Genomic DNA, 23,317 nt, shown 5'->3' with positions numbered 1-23,317 from the left:
CGATCAGCCCAGGCCGAGGCCGGCGCCGAAACCCTGACGAACGCGTTGCGAGCGCTCGACCTCCAGGCGCCGCCGAACGCGACCACGACGGTGATCGGCCACTCCTACGGCAGCACCGCGGCATTCCTGGCGGTCGGCAGCGCGAGCGATGACCTCGGCGTCGACAGGTTGGTCGCCGTGAGGTCGGCGGGGCTCAGCGATCAGGCGCTCGGCCAGGATCCCGAGCGCGGCCTCGACTTCACGGGCACCGAGATCTTCGCCTCGACCGCGCCGGAGGACAACTGGGCGCGAAAGGGGCGGTGGTGGCCTTCCGAACACCCGATCGACCCTGGCAGCCTGCCCGACGCGACCAGTTTCGACAGCAACGGCGGCTACGCGCCGAACCTCGACGGCTCCGAGCCGAGCGATTCGAGGCACGACGGCGAAGAACTGCGGGCCACGCCGGGCCACGGCACCCACGACGAGGGCGATTTCCCGATCGGCACCACCGGCCACCCCGGCGGCTACCTCCAGCAGGGGTCGGAATCGTTCGCGAACATCGTCAACATCGCCACCCACGGCGAACCGCTGACGACGTCGGGCGGCTACGGCAGCGATGATTGGTGGTTGTGGTGAGCGGCACGCGGGTGAGGATACGACGACGCCTCGCGGGCATGGTGCTCGCGGCGACGGGAGCGATGATGATGACCGGATGCAGCGAACCGGCGCCGACCGCCGAGGCCCTCCGTGCCGAGGCCGAGGCGAACTACGTGCGCTATCGCGAGTTCGTCAACGACCTGCAGTCGGAGCTCTCGAGCGGCCCCTGGGAGGTCGGCAGCCTCGGGTCCTACGGTATGCAGCCCGAGCCGTGCGACGACTACAACGGCTATTCGTACGCGCTCAACCGCAGCCTTCAGCTCGACGGAACGCAGCGCGAGCACTACGCCGACGTCGTCGAGCAGTTCCTCCGCGAGCAGGGCATGACCCCGTCGCGCGGCACGCTCGGGAGCGATGACCAGGAGGGGCAGCTGCTGCAGGTCGAGGTGCGCGACGAGGGCGACTTCGAGCTGCTGCTCGTCGAGTTCCTCAAGAACGGCAATGTCGGCGTCTCCGCCCGGACGAAGTGCTGGCCCGGCGACCCCGACGCCCTCGCCGAGATGCTGTTCGGCGGCGTGCATCTCGGACAGGGGTACCTCCCGACCACGACCGAGGCGCCGACCGATCCGCTGTTCTTCGGCATCACGCCCGGCGACCCGCAGTTCCTCGACGAAACGTCCGGACCGTCACCGACACCCGCTCCCGGCACGTGAGGGCGACGGCGGCCGCCTGAGCCGGGGCTCGCCGGGCCGACGATGACGGCGCCGCATAGGCTGTGCGCATGGCCGATGCAGCGGGTCCCCCACCACGGGTGCGCGTGACTGCTCCGCGACCGGGTGGGGCCGAGGCATCCGCGCGCGCGTCGCACCACCCCGGCGACCCGCCGAGCGAGGTCGCGGGCGTGTACGTGCGGTCGCTCATCCGCTCGCAGCTGCGGCTCGCGCTCGTCGTCGCGGTAGGGTTCGTGATCGCGACCGGGCTGTTCGTCGTCGCGATCGCCCTCGTGCCCGACCTCGACCGCACCCTCGTCGCCGGTGTGCCGGTGTCGTGGCTGCTGCTCGCGTTCGCCCTCTATCCGCTCGTCATCACGGTCGGCGTGCTCTACCTGCGCGCCGCCGCGCGCAACGAGGCCAGGTACCGGGCGCTCGCGGAGGACGACTCGTGAATCCCGCGATCGGCTACGTCGCGATCGCGGCCGTCGCCCTCACCTCCGTCCTCATCGGCTTCTACGGGCTCAGGGTCTCGCGCACGACGAGCGACTTCTACGTCGCGAGCCGCACGGTGCGCCCGTGGTGGAACGCGTCGGCGATCGGCGGCGAGTACCTCTCGGCCGCGTCGTTCCTCGGCATCGCCGGGCTCATCCTGCTCACCGGCGTGTCCGCCCTGTGGTTCCCCATCGGCTACACCGCGGGCTACCTCATGCTGCTGCTCTTCGTCGCCGCGCCGCTGCGACGGAGCGGCGCCTACACGATCCCCGACTTCACCGAGGCCCGCCTCGAGTCGGTCGCCGCCCGGCGCGTGACGAGCCTGCTCGTGATCGTCGTCGGCTGGTTCTACATCGTGCCGCAGCTGCAGGGCGCCGCACTCACCGTGCGCATCACGACGGGCCTGCCGGCCTGGGTGGGTTCGGTCGCGGTCGCGGTGATCGTCGCCGTCGTGGTCGCCGCCGGCGGCATGCGCGCGATCACGTTCGTGCAGGCGTTCCAGTTCTGGCTGAAGCTCACGGCGCTCGCGCTGCCGGTCGTCGTGCTGCTGCTCGCGATCGGCGGCGGCTCCGCGTCATCCACCCTCGAGGGCGCGCTCTCCCCCGCCGAGGCGTTCCCGACCGCCGCGGGCCCCGCCGACCTCGACGTCTACCGCACGGTCTCGCTCATGGTCGCGCTGCTCTTCGGCACGCTCGGGCTGCCCCACGTGCTCGTGCGGTTCTACACGAACCCCGACGGGGTCGCCGCCCGACGTACGACGGTCATCGTGCTCGTGCTGCTCAGCGTCTTCTACCTGTTCCCGACCGCCTTCGGGCTGCTCGGGCGGGTGTTCGCGCCCGACCTCGCGGCGCCCGGCAGTGCCGACGCGCTCATCCTGCTGCTGCCCGACCGGCTCGTGCCCGGGCCCATCGGCGACCTGCTCACCGCGCTCGTCATCGCGGGGGCGTTCGGGGCGTTCCTCTCGACGTCGTCGGGGCTCGTCGTGTCGCTCGCGGGCGTCATCAGCCAGGATCTGCTCGGCGGCCGGGTGCGGGGCTTCCGGATCGCGGCGATCGTCTCGACGGCGGTGCCGCTCGCCGTCGCGCTCGTCACCGAGTCGACCGGCCTCGCGGGCAGCGTCGGTCTCGTCTTCGCGTTCACCGCGTCGACGCTCTGCCCCGTCCTCATCCTCGGCATCTGGTGGCGGGGGCTCACCGCGCGCGGTGCGATCGCGGGCATGACGACCGGTGCCGTGCTCTCGGCGGCGGCGATCCTCGCCGGCGGGGCGCTCGGGGCGGCGCTGCCCGCGCTGCGGCCCTTCCTCGAGCAGCCCGCGGCGTGGACGGTGCCCCTGGCCGTGGTCGTCACGGTGCTCACGTCGCGCGGCGATCGCCGAGGCATCCCGCGCGGGGTCGACGGCTACCTGACGCGGCTGCACGTGCCCGAGCGGAACTGAGCCGGAGCGCACCCGGCCGCACGCGGCCGCGCGGCCTCCGGTCCGCGACCCACGCGGGAGTCGGGAGCGCGCCGTCGACGCCTAGACTTGCCCGGTGCTCCTGCCCGTCGCCCTCTCCGTGCTCGTCGGCGCGGCGTCGCAGCGCATCACCGGCATGGGGTTCGCGCTCATCGCGTCGCCCGCGCTCGTCATCCTGCTCGGGCCGTTCGACGGCGTCGTCGTCGTGAACCTGTGCGCCGTGCTGTCGTCGCTGCTCATCCTGCCGCGCGTGTGGCGCTTGGTCGAGGGCCGCCGGCTCGCGTGGCTGCTGCCGCCCGCGATCCTCGGCACCGTCGCGGGCGCGATCGTCGCGGCCAACGTGCCGGGCCCCGTGCTGCAGGTCGGCGTCGGCCTGCTCGTCGTCGTCGCCCTCACGGTCACCCTCGTGGTGACCCGCCTGGAGCACACCGCGACCGGCGCCCCGCCGGCGATCATCGCCGGCGCCGCATCGGGCTTCATGAACGCCTCGGCGGGCGTCGGCGGGCCGGCGCTCAGCGTGTACGCCGTCGCGACGCGGTGGCCGCAGGTCGGGTTCGCGGCGACCGCGCAGGCGTACTTCATCGTGATCGGCTCGGCGGCGCTGCTCGGCAAGTTCATCGCCACGGGGTGGAGCTGGCCCTCGCTCGACCCCGCCGCATGGCCGTTCGTGATCGGGGCGCTCCTCGTGGGCCTCCTCGTCGGCGAGTGGCTCTCGCCCCGGGTCAGCCACCGGGCGGCGCGGCTCGCGGTCATCGTGATCGCGTACGTCGGCGGCGCCGCGGCGCTCGTCGACGGCGCGCTCGAGCTGCTCGGGTGACGCGCGAGTGCGCCGTGTCAGCTGAACGCGGCGAGCCGGGCCTCGAGCCCGGCCCGAACCTCGGGCCACTCGTCGATGATCACCGAGTAGACCGCACTCGATCGCCATGAGCCGTCGGCCCGCCGCTTGTCGCGGCGCATGACGCCGTCGAGCTTGGCGCCGAGCTTCTCGATCGCACCGCGCGAGCGCGCGTTCGCCGAGTCGGCCTGGATCTTCACACGCCCGAAGCCGTGCGAGAACGCGTGGTCGAGCAGCAGCAGCTTCGTCTCGGGGTTGACGGCGGTGCCCCAGACCCTAGGGTGGTACGCCGTCCAGCCGATGTGGGTCGACTCGTTCGCCGTGTCGAAGTCGGCGAGCTTCGTCGCCCCGACGATCGCGCCCTCCTCCGATCCGCCCACGAGGCGCACCGTGAAGGGCCGCGCCGCATCGTCGGCGAGGTAGTAGCGCCGCGCCCACTCGATGAACGCCGCTCGTCCCTGCGGCAGCCCGGCCGGGCCGCCGCCGTACCCGCCGGCGAACACCTCGGGCCGCGCGAGCGGCTCGAAGAGCCCGGGCAGGTCGGCCTCGGTGAGCGGCGTCAGCCGCACGAAGCGCCCCCGCAGTTCGGTCGGGGCGGGCACGGTCGCAGACGTGGCAGGCGCGGTCACCCGACCGAGTCTGCCGCTCCGCAGCGCCCGTGCACAATCGGGAGCGCACATGCCTGCCGCAGGAGCGAGACGGGGGTCTTCCGCCGGATGGCGTCGCGTGCGACGATGACCGGGTCCGATCACCGAACGAAAGGCGCACCCATGGGGGCCATCGACGACGCGGCCAAGCAGGCCGGCGAGTTCTACGAGCAGAACAAAGACAAGATCGACGACGCGCTGAAGAGCGAGCAGGCCGAGGGCATCAGCGACTCGGTGCTCGACGGCGTCGCCGACTTCGCGAAGAAGGTCACGGGCGGCAAGTTCGACGAGCACATCGACGGTGCCCGCGAGGCGGCCGACGGCGCCGTCGGCAACGAGTGACCGACTGAGCCGGAACCGCCGACCGGTGTGAGCCGGCGGCCACGAGGGGGATGTCGCCGCGGCATCCCCCTCGTCGCGTCCCTGCGCCAGGACGAATGGCGCTCCGCCGTCGCGGGGTGCGATCGTCGGGCGGATCCTGAAGGTGACCGCGCACAGCACGCGGGAATCGAGGCATCCCATGGGCCCGATCGGCAAGCCGCTGGTGCTCGTTCTCGTCGCGACGAGCGCACTGCTCACGTCGGGTTGCGTCGACCCGCCGATGTTCCCGCCGATGCCGGTGCACCACGGTCGCTCCCTGCCCGTCGGCGACGAGCCGGTGACGCTCGACCCGGCCGACTTCACGACCGACATCGACAACCCGTACTGGCCGATGAAGCCCGGCACCCAGTGGGTGTACCGGGAGACCGACCCCGACGGCGATCTCACCGTGCGGGTGACCGTCACCTCCGAGACGAAGACGATCGCGAACGGCGTCGAGGCGCGCGTCGTGCGCGACACCGTCAGCCGGGGCGACGAGCTCGTCGAGGACACGTTCGACTGGTACGCGCAGGACTCGGCGGGCACCATCTGGTACCTCGGCGAGCAGACGGCCGAGTTCGAGCACGGCGAGATCGTGTCGACGGAGGGCAGCTTCGAGGCCGGCGTCGACGGGGCGCTGCCGGGCATCGCACTGCCGGCCGACCCGCAGCCCGGCATGGCCTACCGGCAGGAGTACCTCGAGGGGGAGGCCGAGGACGCCGGTGCGGTCCTCGGCGTCGACGAGCTCGTCGAGGTGCCGTACGGCGCCTACGACGGCGCCCTGCTGACGCGCGACACGACGCCGCTCGAACCCGATGTCGAGGAGCTCAAGTTCTACGCCCGCGGAGTCGGGCCCGTCCTCACGCTCGCCGTGTCGGGCGGCGCGGGCCGCGAGGAACTCCTCGACGTCCGCACGGTACCCGACGGCACGGGCACCGGGCCGCTCGGCTCACCGGAGTGACGAGCGGCCCGGCCCCGGCTCAGTCGAGCAGGTCGTGCAGCGTGACGATCTCGTCGCGCCCGGGGCCGACGCCGATGGCCGAGATGCGCGAACCGCTCATCGCCTCGAGCTCGCGCACGTACGCCTTGGCGTTCGCGGGCAGGTCGTCGAACTCGCGGGCGCCCGAGATGTCCTCGGTCCAGCCGGGGAACTCCTCGTAGATCGGCTTCGCGTGGTGGAAGTCGCTCTGCGACACGGGCACCTCGTCGAAGCGCTCGCCGTCGACGTCGTACGCGACGCAGACGGGGATCTTCTCGATGCCGGTGAGCACGTCGAGCTTCGTGAGCACGAAGTCGGTGACGCCGTTGATGCGCGACGCGTAGCGCGCGATGGGCGCGTCGTACCAGCCGGTGCGGCGCTTGCGTCCGGTGGTCGTGCCGAACTCGTGGCCCTGCTCGGTGAGGAAGTCGCCCCACTCGTCGAACAGCTCGGTCGGGAACGGGCCCGCGCCGACACGCGTCGTGTAGGCCTTGATCACGGCGATGACGCGGTCGATGCGGTTCGGCGCGATGCCCGAACCGGTGACGGCGCCGCCCGATGTCGCGTTCGACGAGGTCACGAACGGGTAGGTGCCGTGGTCGACGTCGAGCATCGTGGCCTGGCCGCCCTCGAAGAGCACGGTCTCGCCGGCCTCGAGCGCCTGGTGCAGCAGCAGCGAGGTGTCGGTGACCATCGGGCGCAGCCGGTCGGTGTAGCCGAGCAGCTCGTCGACGATCTCGTCGACGCCGATCGCGCGGCGGTTGTAGACCTTCACGAGCAGGTGGTTCTTCTGGTCGAGGGCGCCCTCGACCTTCTGCCGCAGGATGTTCTCGTCGAACAGGTCCTGCATGCGGATGCCGACGCGGTTGATCTTGTCGGCGTAGCTCGGGCCGATGCCGCGGCCGGTCGTGCCGATCTGGCGCTTGCCGAGGAACCGCTCGGTGACCTTGTCGAGCACCCGGTGGTACTGGGTGATGAGGTGCGCGTTCGCCGAGATGCGCAGCTTCGAGACATCCACCCCGCGAGCCTCGAGGCCCTCGAGCTCTTCGAAGAGCACCTCGACGTCGACCACGACGCCGTTGCCGATGACCGGAGTCACACCGGGCGTCAGGATGCCGGACGGCAGCAGGTGCAGCGCGTACTTCTCCTCGCCGACGACCACGGTGTGACCCGCGTTGTTGCCGCCGTTGAACTTGACGACGTAGTCCAGGCGCGAGCCGAGCAGGTCGGTCGCCTTGCCCTTGCCCTCGTCGCCCCATTGTGCACCGATGAGTACGGCTGCGGGCATGTCAGTGCTCCCCTTCTTCCGGCGCGGCGGCCGGGACGATCGTGATGAGCTGGGTCGGCGTGAACTCGCTCGCGATGCGGGCGGGCGCCTCGGCATCGGCGCTGCGGAGCTCCTCGGCGAGGGCCGCTGCGCGCTCGGTCAGGCCGAGCGACTCGGCGGCGCGGCGCTGGGTGTCGAGGGCACGCAGGTAGGCGCGGTTGGGCTCGTCGGCCCACGGCACCGCGGTGCCGGGCTGCCAGCCGGCGCTCGCGAGCTGCGCACGGGCGAGCTCTGCGGATGCCGCGGCGAAGGCGTACGCCTCGAGCGGGCGGCCCTCGGAGTCGGCGAGATCGGCGAGCTCGGCCCAGGCGAGCGGCGATGCGGGATGCTCCGAGACGACCGCCGCGACGGAGGCGCGATCGGCCTCGGCCAGCGCCTGCCGGACCTCGGGTTCGTCGGCGAGCGCCGCGTCAGGCCCGGTGGCTGATTCTTCGGGAGTCACACTCCACCTTATCGCGGGCCCTTTTTCCGGCACGGCCGGTCGGCGAGTAGGCGCGCAGCGCGGCCGGTCGGTCGAGTAGGCGCGCAGCGCCGTATCGAGACCACCGGCACGCGACGAGGGGCCGGGCCTCACGGCCCGACCCCTCGCGTACTGCTGACTTCAGCGCGTCACTGCACGACGTTGAACGCGTTGACGTTGCCCGCGCCGTAGAACCCGTTGCGCTCGCCGCCCGTGCAGGTCGCCGGGTAGCCGGGGCGCGGCTCGTAGACGCCGTCGGGGCAGGCGATCGGCGTCGCCGTGCGCTCGAGGAACGAGGCGAGCTGGCCCGGCTTCATGCCCGGGTGGGCCGACACGGCGAGCGCGGCGACACCGGCCGCGTGCGGTCCGGCCATCGACGTGCCCTGCTTGTAGCCCCAGCCGTTCCCGTTGGCTGCGCTCCACGTCGTCGAGAGCACAGCGTCGGTGATCGTCGACGACGCACCACCGGTGCGGAAGCGCGTGTCGCCGCCGGGGGCCGTGACGTCGACGACGCCCTGGCCGTACGACGAGTAGTAGCTCTTCTGCTCGGTCGGGCCGACGGCCGAGACCGTCACGACGCCCGGCGCCTCGGCCGGCAGGTCGCGGCAGGCGCCCGTGATCGTGCGGTCCTCGACGGGGTAGCTGCCGTCGTTGGGGCTCGACGAGTCGACGAACTTGTGCTGCAGGTCGACGTTGCTGTTGCCGGCCGACGCGATGTTCAGCGTGCCCTTCTCGCTGGAGTAGCGGATGGCGCGCTGCACGGCCTCCCAGACCGGTCGCTGCCGCGGGTCGTTCACGCAGTTGAACTCCCACGGGTCGATGAAGTAGCTGTTGTTGGTCACCGGCATGCCGTGGTCGGCCGCCCACAGGAAGCCGCAGACGGCGGCCTCGGGGTAGATGAACCCGTCGTCGTTCACGACCTTGACCGAGGCGACCTTGACGCCCGGTGCGACGCCGGCGATGCCGACGCCGTTGATCGCCGCGGCGATCGTGCCGGCGACGTGCGTGCCGTGGTCGGAGGTCGTCGGGTTCCACGCCGCCACGCTCGTGTCGGCGACGCCGCCGATGCAGGAGGCGCTCTGGTCGATCGCGATCTGCGAGGCGAGGTCGGGGTGGGTCGACGAGATGCCCGAGTCGAGCACGCCGACCACGACCGACGAGTCACCGGTCGTCACCGCCTGCGCCTCGGCGACGTCGATCTGCTTCATGTCCCACTGGTCGCCCCACAGCGGCTCGCCCGTCGGGTCGCCCGTGGCCTCGACGGTCGCCGAGTCGACCGAGACCGTCTCGTCGTCGTCGACGAGCGTCGTGCCGAGGCCGTCGGTCGCGGCGACCTGGAGGCCGCCGCCGACCCGCGACGCGAAGTCGCCCGCCGTCGACCGCGCGACGACGACGCCGATCTGGTCGTAGGCGGCGACGACCGTGCCGCCTGCGGCGGCGACGCGCTGCTGCGCGTTCGCGGTGTCGCTGCCGTTCGGTGCCACCACGAGGTAGCTGTGTTCCTGGCCGTCTGCGGCGGCCGGGGTACCGGCTGCACCGAGAAGACCGATGGCGAGGGCCGCAGTGCAGACTGCGGCTCCGATCACCTTGCGATTCATTCCCCGTCTCCTTCGAAGGGTATGGATGCACGGCCGACCGCGTCGACCGGACCGGGCGCCTCGCGGGTCTGCGAGTACGGCGGCGTGGGTCGCCGGCGCTCGCCCGATTTCGCGAGCCTAGCCGTCGAGCGCGAGTCGGCGACAGTCCCCGCGCTTCCCGGGCGCGTCAGCCGAGGGTCTCGATACGGCTCCCCGTCGCCACTCGAGCGGCCGTGGCGGCTGCGCGCCGAGGCATCCCCGCCGATGTCACGCACCCGGGCGCCCAAGTAGGCTGGAGGGCATGTCGAAGGTCCTCACGTCCCTCCCCGTCGGCGAGCGCGTCGGCATCGCCTTCTCCGGAGGTCTCGACACCTCCGTCGCCGTCGCGTGGATGCGCGAGAAGGGCGCCGTGCCGTGCACGTACACGGCCGACCTCGGCCAGCCCGACGAGCCCGACGTCGAGGCGGTGCCCGGCCGCGCCCTCGAGTACGGCGCCGAGCTCAGCCGCCTGGTCGACTGCCGTGCCGCCCTCGTCGAAGAGGGCCTCGTCGCCCTCGCATGCGGCGCGTTCCACATCCGCTCGGGCGGCAAGACGTACTTCAACACGACCCCCCTCGGCCGCGCGGTCACGGGCACGCTGCTCGTGCGGGCCATGATGGAGGACGGCGTCGACATCTGGGGCGACGGCTCGACCTACAAGGGCAACGACATCGAGCGGTTCTACCGCTACGGCCTCATGGCCAACCCGCGGCTGCGCATCTACAAGCCGTGGCTCGACTCGGCGTTCGTGACCGAGCTCGGCGGCCGCCAGGAGATGAGCGAGTGGCTGCAGGAGCGCGACCTGCCGTACCGCGCGAGCGCCGAGAAGGCGTACTCGACCGACGCGAACATCTGGGGTGCGACGCACGAGGCGAAGGTGCTCGAGGAGCTCGACGCCGGCATCACGACCGTCGAGCCGATCATGGGCGTCAAGTTCTGGGACGAGTCGGTCGAGATCCCCGCCGAAGACGTCACCGTGCGCTTCGAGGAGGGCCGCCCGGTCGCGATCAACGGCGTGCGGTTCGACGACGCCGTCGAGCTCGTGCTCGAGGCGAACCGCATCGGCGGCCGTCACGGTCTCGGCATGAGCGACCAGATCGAGAACCGAATCATCGAGGCGAAGTCGCGCGGCATCTACGAGGCGCCCGGCATGGCGCTGCTGCACCTCGTCTACGAGCGGCTGCTGAACGCGATCCACAACGAGGACACGATCGCGAACTACCACAACGAGGGCCGGCGCCTCGGCCGGCTCATGTACGAGGGTCGCTGGCTCGACCCGCAGTCGCTCATGCTGCGCGAGTCGATCGTGCGCTGGGTCGCCTCGGCCGTCACGGGCGAGGTCACGGTGCGCCTGCGCCGCGGCGACGACTACACGATCCTGAACACCGAGGGCCCCGCGTTCAGCTACCAGCCCGAGAAGCTCTCGATGGAGCGCGTGGGCGACGCGGCCTTCGGCCCCGAAGACCGCATCGGCCAGCTCACGATGCGCAACCTCGACATCGCCGACTCGCGGTCGCGCCTCGAGCAGTACGCGCACCTCGGCATCGTCGGCGGCGCGACGGCCGCCCTGGTGGGCGACCTGGCCGAGGGTCAGGCGGCGTCGATCGCCGCGGCCAGCGACGATGCGGCGGATGCCGCGACCGACGCCGCGATCGAGGCGGCGGCGTTCGATCTCGGCACCGACTGAGGCGCCGCGGCGCTCCGAGCCAGTTCGTTCCGACGAGGCCCGATTCCCCGGCCCGTGCTCTCGCAGCGCGGGGCTCCGGGAATCGGGCCTCGTGCTGTGAGATGGCTGAATTAACTTGCACACCACTGTGCAAGTTCGTTACGATCGATGCATGCCGTCCGTCACCGACGCGGAGCGCCGCGCGCCCCGTCGGGACGCGGCCGAGAACCGCGAAGCCCTCCTCGCCGCCGCCGCGACCACGCTCGCGGCGAACCCCGACGCCGCGCTCGAGACGATCGCCGCCGCCGCCGGCCTCACCCGCCGCGCCGTCTACGGCCACTTCGCCGGTCGCGACGAACTCGTGCTCGCGCTCATCGAGCGCGGCACCGCACGGCTGAACGCCGTCGCCGCGACCGTCGAGCACGATTCGACGCCCGTGGCGATCGCCCTGCTCGGCTCGCGCCTCTGGGGCGTCGTCGAGCACGTGCGGCTGCTCGCCGGCATGGCGCTCTCGGCGCCGTACGTCGAGCGAGTCGCCGCTGCGCTCGCCCCCGTGCGCGAGCGCCTCGCCGCACTCGTCGACCGCGGCGTCGCCGACGGCACGGTGCGCGACGACCTGAGCCCGGCGCTCGTCGCGCGTCTCATCGAGGAGTCGGCGCTCGCCGTGCTGCTCGAGTCGGGTCGCACCGGCCTGCCGCAGGCCGAGGGCCGGCGCACCGTCATGCTGTCGGTGCTCGGCACCGCCGGCCTCTCCTGGCGCGAGGCGGGCGCCCTCATCGACACCACCCCAGAGCTCACCACCCCCGAGCCCACCGAGCCCGCGACCTCCGAGGAGCCGGCATGAGAATCGAACTCCGCGACGTCACCAAGGGCCGCGACGGGCAGGCGCTCGGCGCCACCTCGGTCGGCTTCGAGTCGGGCCGGGCCACGCTCGCCCGCGCCGAGACCGAACAGCGGCCCACAGTGCTCGGCCTCATCGCCTCGGGTCGCATGCGGCCCGACGCGGGCACCGTCACGATCGACGGCAAGGCGGATGCCTCGGCGATCCGCCGACGCATCGCCCTCGTCGATGCGCCCGATGTCTGCGACCCCGCGCCGAACGTCACCGTCGCAGGCGTCGCCGCCGAAGAGCTCATGTTCGCCGGCATCCCGTCGAACCCCGTCTCGGTGTCGCGCTGGCTCACCCAGCTCGGGCTCGACGACGTCGCGCGCACGCCGATCGCCAACGTCGCCCCGCTGACCCGACTGCGCCTGCTCACCGAGCTCGCGCTCCTCCGCGAGGGCGTCGAGGGCCTCGTCGTCGTCTCCCCCGACCGGCACGGCGGCGACCCGACCGAGTGGTGGGGTCTCGCGAAGCAACTCGCCGACCGCGGGTTCGCCGTGCTCGTGATCGCGGGCGACGCCTCGGCCGCAGCGATCGGCGCCGCGGCGATGATCGCCCGCATGCACGGGCCCGACTCGCCCGAGGCGTTCGACGACTCCGACACCCTGCCGCTCGCCGAGGGAGGCATCGCGTGAAGATCCCCCAGATGATCGCCGCCGAGTTCCGGCGGCTGACCTCGACCAGGATGTCGGTGCTCGCGCTCCTCGCGCTCCTCGCCGTGCCCGTGCTCTACGGCGGGCTCTACCTCTGGGCCAACCAGGACCCGTACGCGAAGTTCGCCGAGGTGCCCGTCGCGCTCGTCGTGGAGGATGAGGGCGTCGCCGCCTCGACGAGCGCCACCGGCGAGACGACCCAGGCGCGCAACGTCGGCGAGGAGATCGCCGACGAGCTCGTGGCCGACGGCGCCTTCGACTGGCAGCGCGTCTCGGCCGAGGAGGCCGAGGCCGGGCTCGACGACTCGAGCTTCGACTTCGCGATCACCTTCCCGGCCGACTTCTCCGACGCGCTCGCCTCGGTGCAGACCGACGACCCGCGTCAGGCCGAGATCGTGCTGTCGACGAACGATGCGAACAGCTACCTCGCGGGCACGATCGGCAAGCAGGCGGTCGAGCAGATCCGCGCCACGATCGCCGAGAAGGTCGGCGAAGAGGCCGCGTCGACGCTGCTCGACTCGATCTCGACCATCCGCGGCGAGCTCGTCGAGGCCGCCGACGGCGCCTCGCAGCTCACGGACGGCGCCGACCGGGCCGTCGACGGGGCCGCGCAGCTCGCCGACGGTGCGACGAAGCTCGCCGACGGCAACGCGCAGCTCGCGACCGGGTCGGCGCAGCTCGCGACCGGCACGCAGCAACTGGCCGACGGCACCGCCCGGCTCGCCGACGGTTCGGCGACGCTCGCCGACGGCGCCGCCCAGGTCGCCGACGGCAACGCGCAGCTCGCGGCCTCGGCCGACCGGGTCGGCACCGCCGTCGCCGATGCCGCGGCCGCCGTGCCGCAGGCCCGCGCCGACATCGAGGCGGCGCTCGAGGCGCAGGGCCTCGACCAGGCGACGATCGACGCCGTGCTCGCGCGCCTCGATGTCGTCGGCGACCGCATCACCACCGGCAACGAGAAGGTGCAGTCCGTCGTCGGCGACATCGACCGGCTCGCCGACGGCAGCGCGCAGGTCGCCGCGGGTTCCGCCGAGCTCGCGGCGGGCGCGAGCACCGCGGCCGACGGCGCCGCGCAGGCGGCGAGCGGCGCGGCGCAGCTGGCCGACGGGGCCGCACAGGCCGCGACCGGCTCGGCGCAGCTGCGCGACGGCGTCGGCACGCTGCAGACGGGCCTCGGCGAACTCGCCGACGGCTCGGCCCAGCTGCGCGACGGGCTCGAGGCCGGAGTCGACCAGATCCCCGATTCGAGCCAGGCGACGCGCGACGCGCAGGCCTCGACGATCGCCGACCCGATCACCCTCGAGACGAGTTCGCTCGCCCAGGCCGGCAACTACGGCGCCGGGCTCGCCCCGTTCTTCGCCGCCCTGGCCGGCTGGATCGGCATCTACGCGCTCTTCCTCATCGTGAAGCCCATCTCGCGACGGGCGGTCACGGCGCTGCACTCGCCGATCCGCATCACGCTCGCCGGCTGGCTCACGCCCGGGCTGCTCGGGGCCGTGCAGATGGGGGCGCTCTACCTCGTGCTCGCGTTCACGCTCGGCTTCCAGATGCACCACCCGCTCGGCGTCGTCGGCACGATGATCTTCGCCTCGGTCACGTACGCGGCCATCATCCTCGCGCTCAACGTGTGGCTGGGCTCGGTCGGCCAGTTCCTCGGCCTGGTGCTCATGGTGCTGCAGCTCGTGACGGCGGGCGGCACCTTCCCGTGGCAGACCCTGCCCGAGCCGCTCGCCTGGCTCCACCACGTGCTGCCGATGGGCTACGTCGTCGATGCGATGCGGCAGTTCATGTACGGCGGCGACCTGTCGCGCGCCGCGAGCGACTTCGGGGTGCTCGCGATCTGGCTCGTCGGCGCGCTCGTCGTCTCGGCGATCGGCGTGACCCGCATGACGCACTTCCGCACGCTGCGCGACCTGCAGCCGAGCCTGATCGGCTGAGTCGTCTCGGGCGTGGATGCCTCGGGGCCGGCGCCGGCCCCGAGGCATCCGCGTCTCAGAGCCAGTGCCGGGACTTGAAGATCAGGTAGAGCACCCAGCCCGAGACGAACATGAGCAGGAGCGCGAACGGGTAGCCGAACGCCCAGTGCAGCTCGGGCATGTGGTCGAAGTTCATGCCGTAGATGCCGGCGACGAGCGACGGGGCGAAGAAGATCGCCGCCCAGCCCGAGATCTTCTTCGTCTGCTCGCTCTGCGCGATGCTCGTCTCGGTCTGGCGCTGCGCGACGAGCGTGGCGTGCACGCTCAGCGCGTTCTGCAGCGTCTGCCGGTATTCGTCGACTCGCTCGGTGATGCGGATGACGTGGTCGAGCACGTCGCGGAACGCGCGCCGCAGCTCGAGCTCATCGCCCTCGGGCTCGGAGCCCCCGGCCGCCGCCGCGTCGCCGAGCTCGTCGCGAATCACCTCGATCATCTCGCGGAGCGGCTTCACCGCCCGCTGGAACTCCATGACCTCGCCCGAGAGGTCGTAGATGCGCCGGGCGACGGCCGCGTCGCCGCTGAAGAGCTGCTCCTCGATCTCGTCGATGTCGTTCTCGAGGCCGGCAACGACGGGCGCGTACTCGTCGACGATCTGGTCGAGCACCGCGTAGAGCACGCCATTGGGTCCTCGTGCGAGCAACTCGGGCGAGGCTTCGAGGCGCGCGCGTACCTTCGCCAGGTCGGGCTTCTCGGCGTGGCGGATGGCGACCACGAAGTCGGCGCCCACGAAGAGGTGCACCTCGCCGAACTCCACCCGCTCCTCTGCATCGAGGTAGCGCGCGGGCCGCAGCACCACGAACCGGGTATCGCCGTAGCGCTCGAGCTTCGCGCGCTGGTGGCCGGCGAGCGCGTCCTCGACGGCGAGTTCGTGCAGACCGAACTCGTCGGCGACGATGCCGAGTTCAGCAGCGTCGGGACGGTAGAGGCCGATCCAGGCGAACCCGCCGCGGTGACGCTCGAGCTCGTCGAACGTCTCGGCGAGCACGCTGGGCGTCTCGACGCGGCGGCCGTCGACGTAGATCGCGTTGTCGATGACCGTCATGGGTCAACCGTAGATGCGATCGGCGTAACTCGGGCCGTAGTACTCGTCGAGCTGCTCCAGCGAGTCGTCGGGCCGTTCCAGGGTCTTGGCGATCACGGCCCGCCGCGGCGCGGCCTCGGGCGCCCAGGTGTCGGGCTGCCAGGCCCTCGAGCGCAGGAACGCCTTCGAGCAGTGGAAGAAGACCTCTTCGATGTCGACGACGGTCGCGAGCACGGGCCGGTCGCCCCGCACGACCATGTCGTCGAGGAAGGGCGCGTCGCGCACGATCGTGGCACGGCCGTTGATGCGCAGCGTGTCACCGCGGCCCGGGATGGCGAAGAGGAGTCCGACGCGCGGATTGCGCAGCAGGTTGTGGAACCCGTCGGCCCGACGGTTGCCGAGCCGCTCGGGGATGGCGATCGTGCGATCGTCGAGCACGTGCGCGAACCCCGCCGGATCGCCCTTCGGCGAGACGTCGAGCCGGCCCTCGTCGTCGCTCGTCGCGAGGAACGCGAGCGGTGCCGCGGCGAGCCACGCCCGGTCGATCTCGTGCAGCCGGTCGCGCTCCTTGTTGCGCGCGGCGGGGAGCGGCGTGCCGACGATCGCCTCGAGCTCGTCGACGCTGGTGACGGGGATGCCTCGCGCGTTGTCGGTCATGCTCGCCACGCTACTCCGCGGGTGCGACCGGCCCGAACGCGTGGGTGAGCACCCACGAGTGCATCGCGATCGCGGCGGCGGCGCTCGCGTTGAGCGATCGGGTCGAGCCGAACTGCGTGATCTCGACGATCGCGTCGGCGGCGGCTGCCGCTTCGGGCGAGAGCCCCGGGCCCTCCTGGCCGAACAGCAGCACGCACCGCTCGGGCCACGCGAACGCCTCGATCGGCACGGCACCTTCGACGTTGTCGACGGCGATCACGGGAAGCGATTCGCCACGCGCCCATTCGGCGAAGGCCGCGACATCCGCGTGGTAGTCGACGTGCTGGTAGCGGTCGGTGACCATGGCGCCGCGCTTGTTCCACCGGCGGCGCCCGATGATGTGCACGGTGTCGGCGGCGAACGCGTTGGCGCTGCGCACGATGGAGCCGATGTTCATGTCGTGCTGCCAGTTCTCGATCGCCACGTGGAACGGGTGCCGGTGCTCGTCGAGGTCGGCGACGATCGCCTCCATGCGCCAGTAGCGGTAGCGGTCGATGACGTTGCGGGTGTCGCCCGCGGCGAGCAGCTCGCGGTCGTAGCGGGGGTCGTCGGGCCACTCGGCCTCACCGCCGGGCCACGGTCCGACCCCGTGCTGCGGCAGGTTCGCCTCGGGTTCGGATGCCTCGTGCCGGTCGTCGCTCACAGGGCAACGCTACCCGCGACACGAGTCCGAGGCGGTTTTCGGTACGCCGAAATCTTGGTATGTTTTAGGCATGCCGAAAACTCTCGACGACGAGACCGAGTCCACGACGGCCGTCCGCCCCGAGCGCCCCCATCGGGGCGGGCGGCGCCCTCGCGAGGCATCCCTGCCGCGCGTCGCCTGGCTCATCGGGCCGGCGCTGGTCGCGGGCGTCGCCTACCTCGACCCCGGCAACGTCGCGAGCAACATGACCGCCGGTGCCCAGTACGGCTACCTGCTCGTCTGGGTCGTCGTGCTCGGCAACGTGATGGCCTGGCTCATCCAGTACCTCTCGGCGAAGCTCGGCATCGTCACGGGTCGCAGCCTCCCCGAGGTGCTCGGCGGGCGCATCCGCAACCGCTGGGGCCGCCGGGCGTACTGGCTGCAGGCCGAGCTCGTCGCGATGGCGACCGACCTCGCCGAGGTCATCGGCGGCGCCGTCGCGCTCAACCTGCTGTTCGGCGTGCCGCTCATCTGGGGCGGGCTCATCACGGGCACGGTGTCGATCGTGCTGCTCGTGCTGCAGTCGCGGCGGGGGCCGCGCACGTTCGAGTTCGTCATCATGGGGCTGCTCGCGATCATCACGATCGGGTTCACCGTCGGCGTGTTCATCGCCCCGCCCGACCCCGCGGCCCTGCTCGGCGGGCTCGTGCCGCGCTTCGCCGACGCGAACTCGGTGCTGCTCGCCGCGTCGATCCTCGGCGCGACGATCATGCCGCACGCGATCTACGCGCACTCCGCGCTCTCGCGCGACCGGTTCGCGACCCGGCGAGGAGAGCAGGCGGGCGGCCGCCGCGACACACCGCCCGACGGCGCGCCCGCGCAATCGAGTGGGCAACGGTCGTCCACTCGAGCGCCGCTGCGGACCACCATTGCCCGTTCGATGGGGTTCGGCATCCGCCGCGGCATGGATGCCTCCCCCGAGCTGCTCCCCGGCACCGCGACGGCGCTGCCCACCGGCATCCTCGTGCGCGCCACCCGCTGGGACGTGTCGATCGCGATGGCTATCGCCGGCACGGTGAACCTCTGCATCCTGCTGCTCGCGGCCGTGAACCTCTCGGGCGTCGAGGGCACCGACAGCCTCGAGGGTGCGTACGCCGCGCTCGGCGCGGCGCTCGGCCCTGCCATCGCGACGCTCTTCGCGGTCGGCCTGCTCGCCTCGGGCCTCGCCTCGACCTCGGTCGGGGCGTACGCGGGCGCCGAGATCATGTACGGCCTGCTGCACGTGCGGGTGCCACTGCTCGCGCGCCGGCTCGTCACGCTCATCCCGGCGCTCGTGATCCTGTGGCTCGGATTCGACCCGACGCTCTCGCTCGTGCTCAGCCAGGTCGTGCTGTCGTTCGGCATCCCGTTCGCGCTCGTGCCGCTCGTCGCGCTCACCGCGAAGGCCGGGGTGCTCGGGCAGTGGCGCAACCACTGGGCGACGACCGCCGCGGGCATCGCGGCATCGGTGTTCCTCATCACCCTCAACGCGATCCTGCTCTGGCTCGTCTTCACCGGGGCGTGACGCCCGGGCCCGCCGGCTACAGGCACTTCCGCGCGACGCACCGCCCGGGGCGGCCCCGCACACGGCGTGTCGTCGGAAGTGCCTGCAACCTGCCGCGGAACTGCCGCAGTTCTTTCCGCTCGCGCAACACTCGAGGATCTTTCCGTCGCACGCGACGTCACACAGCCCGACCGCCCGAGGCGCTTCGCCTACGCTGCTGGAACTCACCGATGGAGGATCACATGTCCAGCTGGCGTCTGCGCGAGTTCCACAACGACGACCTCGACGGCATCCTGCACCTCTGGGAGGCGCAGCGGCAGTCGTCGCACGAACCGGTCTACGACCTCAGCGAGGTCATCGCGTCGTGCCAGATGGACCACGCCGTCGTCGCGGTCCACGCCGACGAGGTGATCGGCGCCGCGGTCGGCCGCGCCGCGCACGACCAGGGCTGGGTCGTCTTCTTCGCGATCGCCGACGACTGGCGCCACCAGGGCATCGGATCGGCGATGCTCGCCGCCCTCGAGAAGCGCATGGCGCCGCACGGGCTCACGAAGCTCTCTGCGCTCATCCCCGAGAACGAGAGCCGGGTCGACGCGTTCGCGAACCAGGGATTCGAGCTCAAGCACCAGCTGCGGTACTTCGAGCGCCGCATCCCGGTGCAGCGGCAGGAGCTGAGCTCGCTCGCCGAACTCGGCGGTCGCCTGCTGCCGCGCACGCTGTGGGAGTCGGTCGCGGGCATGCGCCGCGAGAAGGAGATCCTCGAGCAGCGGCTCGTGCTGCCCCTCGCCGAGCCCGACCTCGCCGAGCGCTACGGCGTCGTCCCGCCGCGCGCCGTCGTGCTGTTCGGCCCGCCCGGCACGGGAAAGACGACGTTCGCGAAGGCGATCGCATCGCGGCTCGAATGGTCGTTCGTCGAGGTCTTCCCCTCGCGCCTCGCCGCCGAGCCGGGCGGCCTCGCCGGGGCGCTGCGCGCCACGTTCACGAAGATCGCCGAGCTCGAGCACGCGGTCGTGTTCATCGACGAGGTCGAGGAGATCGCGGCGCAGCGCTCGGGCGAGCCGCCGTCGCCGCTGCAGGGCGTCACGAACGAGCTGCTGAAGATCATCCCGGCGTTCCGCGAGCAGCCGGGCCGACTCCTCGTGTGCGCCACGAACTTCATCCGCGCCCTCGACAGCGCGTTCCTCCGGCACGGGCGGTTCGACTACGTGATCCCCATCGGCCTCCCCGACGAGGCGGCCCGCCTCGCCATCTGGCAGCGCTACGTGCCCGACCAGGTCGCCGGGTCGGTCGACCTCGGACTGCTCGTCGAGCGCACCGCCGGCTTCTCGCCCGCCGACATCGAGTTCGCCGCGCGCAGCGCGTCGCAGCGCGCGTTCGAGACCGCGGTGCGCAACGGCTCGGCGGGCGGCGGGGATGCCTCGGCACACGCCGACGGTCCGGCCCACGCCGACGGTCCGGCCACGTCCGACTACCTCGAGGCGATCGCCGGCACCCGCACGACCGTCTCCGCCGAGACCGCCGACGCGTTCCTCGAGGACATCGAACGGCTCGCCCGGGTCTGACGGTCGGCTCGAGCCCGCGGCATCCCCGACGCCGTTCGCCGCCGTCGAACGGCGTCGCCGGCGCCTGTCGGCGCCGCGTCGGGCCCGGCCGCGGATGACGCGGCTAGGCTGGGCGCGATGCCGGCCAGCAAGAATCCCGCGATCGAGGACTACCTCAAGACGGTGTACTCCCACACCGAGTGGCAGCCCGACCCCATCACGCCCTCCCAGCTCGCGACGAAGCTCGGTGTCGCGCCGTCGAGCGTGACCGAGATGGTGAAGAAGATGGCGGCGGCGGGGCTCGTCGCGCACGTGCCGTACGGACCACTGCGCCTCACCGATGAGGGTCGCGAGCGCGCGCTGGCGGTGGTGCGCCGGCACCGGCTCATCGAGACGTGGCTCGTGAGGGAGATGGGCTATGCGTGGGACGAGGTGCACGACGAGGCCGAGGTGCTCGAGCACGCCCTGAGCGACCGGCTGCTCGAGGCGATCGACCTGCGGCTCGGCCGCCCCGCTCGCGACCCGCACGGCGACGCGATCCCGGCCGGCGACGGCACGATCGCGAGCGAGCCGTTCCTGCGCCTCGACGGTGCCCCCGCCGGGCATCGCGGGCGGGTGCTGCGCATCAGCGACCGCGACCCCGAGGTGCTGCGCGCGCTCGCGGCGGCGGGCGTCGCCCCCGGCGTCGGCATCGAGGTCACGAGCACGGATACCTCCGGCGAACGCGTGCTCGTCGCCGTGACCCCGCTCGACGCCGACGCGACGGGCGGGCGGGCGGCCGAGGCATCCCCGCTGGAGCTGTCGGCCGAGGCGGCCGCGGAGATCTGGGTGACGGGCTGACGCGGCCCTCGCGGCCGATCACCCGTTGCGGCGGTGCGGTTCCCACCACGACGTAGGCGAATCACCGGTCGGCTGTTAGCATCCGGCCGTGCGCATCCTCCGCCGGACACTGGTCGTCCTCCTCGTCATCGTGCTCGTCCTCGTGGCGGGCGCCGTCGCCGTCTACTGGTGGCAGCGCCCGATGCTGCGCACCGGCACCGGTTACGCCGCGCACAACGCCTGCGCCGTGACCGAGGTCGCCGGGCGCGACGACCCGGCGACCGACCTGCCGCCGAACCCGCTCGTGCCGTACCTGAGCGTCGACGTCGACCGCGACGAGGCTGTCACGACCGGCTCCCTCCTCGGTGTGCTGGCCGCGCAGAAGGCGTGGTTCGCGCCCGGCTTCGGCTGCACGCTCGCGGGTGACGCCCCCGACTTCGGCGAGGCGACGACCGTCACGAGCGAGGGCAACCCCTACACGGATGCCGCTCCCCTCGTCCACACGGCGGACTGGCTGTACTCGACGGCCGACCTCGAGGCGGCGATCGACCGGGCGTTCGGCAGCGAACTGTCGGCGGCCGACGCCGACGCGCTCGGTACCCGCGCCGTCGTCGTCCTGAAGGACGGCCATCTCATCGAGGAGCGCTACGCGGAGGGATTCGATGCCGACACCCCGCAGCTCGGCTGGTCGATGTCGAAGAGCGCGACCGACCTCATCGCGGGCATGCTCGTGCAGCAGGGCGCGATCTCGCTCGACGACGCGGGGCTCCGCCCCGAGTGGACCGACGGCCGTGCCGACATCACGATCGAGCACCTGCTGCGGATGACGAGCGGCCTCGAGTGGGACGAGACGTACGACCTCGGCACCCCGATCACGCAGATGCTATACAACGAGGAGGACATGGGCGGGTACGTCGCGAGCCTCCCCCTCGAGCACGAGCCCGGCACCGTGCAGGAGTACTCGAGCGGCTCGACGACCCTGCTCTGCTCGGTGCTCGCCGAGCGCACCGGCCTCGGCGCCGACCTGCCCCGGCAGACCCTGCTCGGGGCGCTCGGCCTCTCGTCGGCGACGTTCGAGCCCGACGCCGCCGGCACCCCCGTCTGCTCGTCGTACCTCTGGGCGACGCCGCGCGACTGGGCCGCGATCGGCCAGTTCGCCCTGCAGAACGGCGAGTGGAACGGCGAGCAGCTGCTGCCGGCCGACTGGATGGCGCGCTCGCTCGAGGTTGCACCGGTCGAGTCGACCGACGACCCCGGCTACGGCATGGGCTGGCGCGTCAACACGCTCGAGGACGGCAGCCTGCGCTGGCCGGGCCTGCCCGACGACACGTACTACGCCTCGGGCCATGACGGCCAGAAGGTCATCGTCGTGCCGTCGGAGGACCTCGTCGTCGTGCGCATGGGCTTCACGCCCGAGGCCGACGACGAACCGAGCGAGGTGCAACTCGTCGAGGACCTGATCGCGGTATTCGACGCCCCGGCGGCCGAGTAGCGAGCGCAGCGAGACCACGGCGGGTGGTCTCGATACGGCGCTGCGCGCCTGCTCGACCGACCGGAGACGCCGCTCTGAGGCATCCCGCCCGTCACACGCCCGTCATCGGCGCGTGACCCGCGCAGCCTAGGCTGGTGCGCATGGGACGACGTGATGAAGTCGAGTGCTGGCTGACCGACATGGACGGCGTGCTCGTGCACGAGAACCACGCCCTGCCGGGCGCCGCCGAGCTGCTGCAACAGTGGGAAGACGCCGGCACCCCGTACCTCGTGCTCACGAACAACTCGATCTTCACCGCGCGCGACCTGTCGGCCCGGCTGCGCGCGTCGGGCCTCAACGTGCCCGAGCAGCGCATCTGGACCTCGGCGCTCGCGACGGCCGACTTCCTCAAGCAGCAGCTGCCGGGCGGATCGGCGTTCGTGATCGGCGAGGCGGGCATCCTGACGGCCCTGCACGAGGCGGGCTACATCATGACGGAGACCGACCCCGACTTCGTCGTCGTCGGCGAGACGCGCAACTACTCGTTCGAGGCGATCACGAAGGCGATCCGCCTGATCAACGACGGCGCCCGGTTCATCGTCACGAACCCCGACGCCACGGGGCCGAGCGCCGACGGGCCGCTGCCGGCGACCGGCGCGATCGCCGCCCTCATCACCAAGGCGACGGGCAAGGAGCCGTACGTCGTCGGCAAGCCGAACCCGATGATGTTCCGCTCGGCGCTCAACAAGATCGGCGCCCACTCCGAGAACACCGCGATGATCGGCGACCGCATGGACACCGACATCGTCGCGGGCATCGAGGCGGGCCTGCACACCGTGCTCGTGCTCACGGGCATCAGCGACCAGGCCGAGATCGAGAAGTACCCGTTCCGGCCCGACGAGGTGCTGAAGGGCGTGTTCGAGCTCGTCGGCGACCCGGCCGAGACCGAACTCTGACGACCTGCTCGC

22 protein-coding genes and 1 pseudogene are annotated in these 23,317 nt (G+C 72.1%); 16 read left to right on the top strand and 7 right to left on the bottom strand.

What is annotated here, in order from left to right; all coding sequences use genetic code 11:
* Positions 1-18 precede the first annotated feature (18 nt).
* The 5 genes and pseudogenes from AC3RJ7_RS00525 to AC3RJ7_RS00505 form a co-directional block, all read left to right on the top strand.
* Positions 19-615 (top strand): annotated as a pseudogene (locus tag AC3RJ7_RS00525) (alpha/beta hydrolase); the annotation flags it as partial.
* On the top strand, positions 612-1,289 hold the full coding sequence (locus tag AC3RJ7_RS00520) for a hypothetical protein (protein WP_491453905.1): 678 nt from the start codon (positions 612-614) through the stop codon (positions 1,287-1,289). The pseudogene AC3RJ7_RS00525 and the gene AC3RJ7_RS00520, both read left to right, overlap by 4 nt.
* A 68-nt stretch (positions 1,290-1,357) precedes the next feature.
* On the top strand, positions 1,358-1,741 hold the full coding sequence (locus tag AC3RJ7_RS00515; RefSeq protein ID WP_491453904.1) for a DUF485 domain-containing protein: 384 nt from the start codon (positions 1,358-1,360) through the stop codon (positions 1,739-1,741).
* On the top strand, positions 1,738-3,216 hold the full coding sequence (locus tag AC3RJ7_RS00510; protein ID WP_491453903.1) for a sodium/solute symporter: 1,479 nt from the start codon (positions 1,738-1,740) through the stop codon (positions 3,214-3,216). Before AC3RJ7_RS00515 ends, AC3RJ7_RS00510 begins: the two co-directional genes overlap by 4 nt.
* 94 nt (positions 3,217-3,310) lie before the next feature.
* Entirely contained in the window at positions 3,311-4,051 is a 741-nt protein-coding gene (locus AC3RJ7_RS00505) for a TSUP family transporter (protein WP_491453902.1), read from the top strand.
* A 17-nt stretch (positions 4,052-4,068) separates the two neighbouring features.
* Here the strand turns inward: AC3RJ7_RS00505 and AC3RJ7_RS00500 are convergent, their stop codons facing one another.
* Positions 4,069-4,698, bottom strand: coding sequence for a GNAT family N-acetyltransferase (locus AC3RJ7_RS00500; protein WP_491453901.1), 630 nt, complete (start codon positions 4,696-4,698; stop codon positions 4,069-4,071).
* Positions 4,699-4,839: 141 nt separating this feature from the next.
* Here AC3RJ7_RS00500 and AC3RJ7_RS00495 point away from each other — a divergent pair, with 141 nt between their 5' ends.
* Both AC3RJ7_RS00495 and AC3RJ7_RS00490 read left to right on the top strand, forming a co-directional pair.
* Positions 4,840-5,058 (top strand): antitoxin, encoded by a 219-nt coding sequence (locus AC3RJ7_RS00495; protein ID WP_491453900.1) that lies wholly within the window; start codon positions 4,840-4,842, stop codon positions 5,056-5,058.
* Between the two features lie 142 nt (positions 5,059-5,200).
* Complete coding sequence (locus tag AC3RJ7_RS00490) at positions 5,201-6,037, top strand: hypothetical protein (protein WP_491453899.1); 837 nt, start codon at positions 5,201-5,203, stop codon at positions 6,035-6,037.
* A gap of 19 nt (positions 6,038-6,056) precedes the next feature.
* Here the strand turns inward: AC3RJ7_RS00490 and AC3RJ7_RS00485 are convergent, their stop codons facing one another.
* The 3 genes from AC3RJ7_RS00485 to AC3RJ7_RS00475 form a co-directional block, all read right to left on the bottom strand.
* The gene (locus AC3RJ7_RS00485; protein ID WP_491453898.1) at positions 6,057-7,343 is read right to left on the bottom strand and encodes an adenylosuccinate synthase; all 1,287 of its coding nucleotides are present in this window, start codon (positions 7,341-7,343) and stop codon (positions 6,057-6,059) included.
* Between the two features lies 1 nt (position 7,344).
* Positions 7,345-7,824, bottom strand: a complete 480-nt coding sequence (locus AC3RJ7_RS00480) for a DUF3151 family protein (protein WP_491453897.1) — start codon at positions 7,822-7,824, stop codon at positions 7,345-7,347.
* Positions 7,825-7,991: 167 nt separating this feature from the next.
* Positions 7,992-9,440 (bottom strand): S8 family peptidase, encoded by a 1,449-nt coding sequence (locus AC3RJ7_RS00475; protein WP_491453896.1) that lies wholly within the window; start codon positions 9,438-9,440, stop codon positions 7,992-7,994.
* Positions 9,441-9,720: 280 nt separating this feature from the next.
* Here AC3RJ7_RS00475 and argG point away from each other — a divergent pair, with 280 nt between their 5' ends.
* The 4 genes from argG to AC3RJ7_RS00455 all read left to right on the top strand — a co-directional run bounded on the left by argG (position 9,721) and on the right by AC3RJ7_RS00455 (position 14,597).
* On the top strand, positions 9,721-11,145 hold the full coding sequence (argG, locus tag AC3RJ7_RS00470) for an argininosuccinate synthase (RefSeq protein WP_452048717.1): 1,425 nt from the start codon (positions 9,721-9,723) through the stop codon (positions 11,143-11,145).
* 151 nt (positions 11,146-11,296) lie between these two features.
* Positions 11,297-11,968, top strand: coding sequence for a TetR/AcrR family transcriptional regulator (locus AC3RJ7_RS00465; protein WP_491453895.1), 672 nt, complete (start codon positions 11,297-11,299; stop codon positions 11,966-11,968).
* Positions 11,965-12,642 carry a P-loop NTPase family protein gene (locus AC3RJ7_RS00460; RefSeq protein WP_491453894.1) on the top strand — a complete coding sequence of 226 codons (678 nt, stop codon included), beginning with the start codon at positions 11,965-11,967 and terminating at the stop codon, positions 12,640-12,642. The genes AC3RJ7_RS00465 and AC3RJ7_RS00460 overlap by 4 nt, the downstream gene beginning before the upstream one ends.
* On the top strand, positions 12,639-14,597 hold the full coding sequence (locus AC3RJ7_RS00455) for a YhgE/Pip family protein (RefSeq protein WP_491453893.1): 1,959 nt from the start codon (positions 12,639-12,641) through the stop codon (positions 14,595-14,597). Before AC3RJ7_RS00460 ends, AC3RJ7_RS00455 begins: the two co-directional genes overlap by 4 nt.
* A gap of 55 nt (positions 14,598-14,652) precedes the next feature.
* Here AC3RJ7_RS00455 and AC3RJ7_RS00450 read toward each other — a convergent pair whose 3' ends face one another.
* From AC3RJ7_RS00450 to AC3RJ7_RS00440, 3 genes are read right to left on the bottom strand one after another with little or no spacing between them, the layout of a single operon-like run.
* A complete protein-coding gene (locus AC3RJ7_RS00450) occupies positions 14,653-15,678 on the bottom strand; it encodes a magnesium and cobalt transport protein CorA (RefSeq protein ID WP_491453892.1) in 1,026 nt (341 codons plus the stop codon).
* Between the two features lie 3 nt (positions 15,679-15,681).
* On the bottom strand, positions 15,682-16,314 hold the full coding sequence (locus AC3RJ7_RS00445; RefSeq protein ID WP_491453891.1) for an MSMEG_1061 family FMN-dependent PPOX-type flavoprotein: 633 nt from the start codon (positions 16,312-16,314) through the stop codon (positions 15,682-15,684).
* 10 nt (positions 16,315-16,324) lie between these two features.
* The gene (locus AC3RJ7_RS00440) at positions 16,325-16,996 is read right to left on the bottom strand and encodes a TrmH family RNA methyltransferase (RefSeq protein ID WP_491453890.1); all 672 of its coding nucleotides are present in this window, start codon (positions 16,994-16,996) and stop codon (positions 16,325-16,327) included.
* A 70-nt stretch (positions 16,997-17,066) separates the two neighbouring features.
* On the opposite strand from AC3RJ7_RS00440, the gene AC3RJ7_RS00435 reads away from it, so the two are divergent.
* The 5 genes from AC3RJ7_RS00435 to AC3RJ7_RS00415 all read left to right on the top strand — a co-directional run bounded on the left by AC3RJ7_RS00435 (position 17,067) and on the right by AC3RJ7_RS00415 (position 23,305).
* Positions 17,067-18,539 (top strand): Nramp family divalent metal transporter, encoded by a 1,473-nt coding sequence (locus AC3RJ7_RS00435; RefSeq protein WP_491453889.1) that lies wholly within the window; start codon positions 17,067-17,069, stop codon positions 18,537-18,539.
* A 221-nt stretch (positions 18,540-18,760) separates the two neighbouring features.
* Positions 18,761-20,080, top strand: a complete 1,320-nt coding sequence (locus tag AC3RJ7_RS00430; RefSeq protein ID WP_491453888.1) for an ATP-binding protein — start codon at positions 18,761-18,763, stop codon at positions 20,078-20,080.
* Between the two features lie 117 nt (positions 20,081-20,197).
* Positions 20,198-20,899: a metal-dependent transcriptional regulator gene (locus tag AC3RJ7_RS00425; protein ID WP_491453887.1), complete on the top strand. Its 702-nt coding sequence runs from the start codon at positions 20,198-20,200 to the stop codon at positions 20,897-20,899.
* A gap of 88 nt (positions 20,900-20,987) precedes the next feature.
* Positions 20,988-22,370 (top strand): serine hydrolase domain-containing protein, encoded by a 1,383-nt coding sequence (locus tag AC3RJ7_RS00420; RefSeq protein ID WP_491453886.1) that lies wholly within the window; start codon positions 20,988-20,990, stop codon positions 22,368-22,370.
* A 140-nt stretch (positions 22,371-22,510) separates the two neighbouring features.
* On the top strand, positions 22,511-23,305 hold the full coding sequence (locus tag AC3RJ7_RS00415) for an HAD-IIA family hydrolase (protein ID WP_491453885.1): 795 nt from the start codon (positions 22,511-22,513) through the stop codon (positions 23,303-23,305).
* The last annotated feature ends 12 nt before the right edge of the window (positions 23,306-23,317 follow it).

This window comes from Agromyces solani, assembly GCF_058349925.1.
This window is presented reverse-complemented; position numbering and strand designations above follow the sequence as displayed.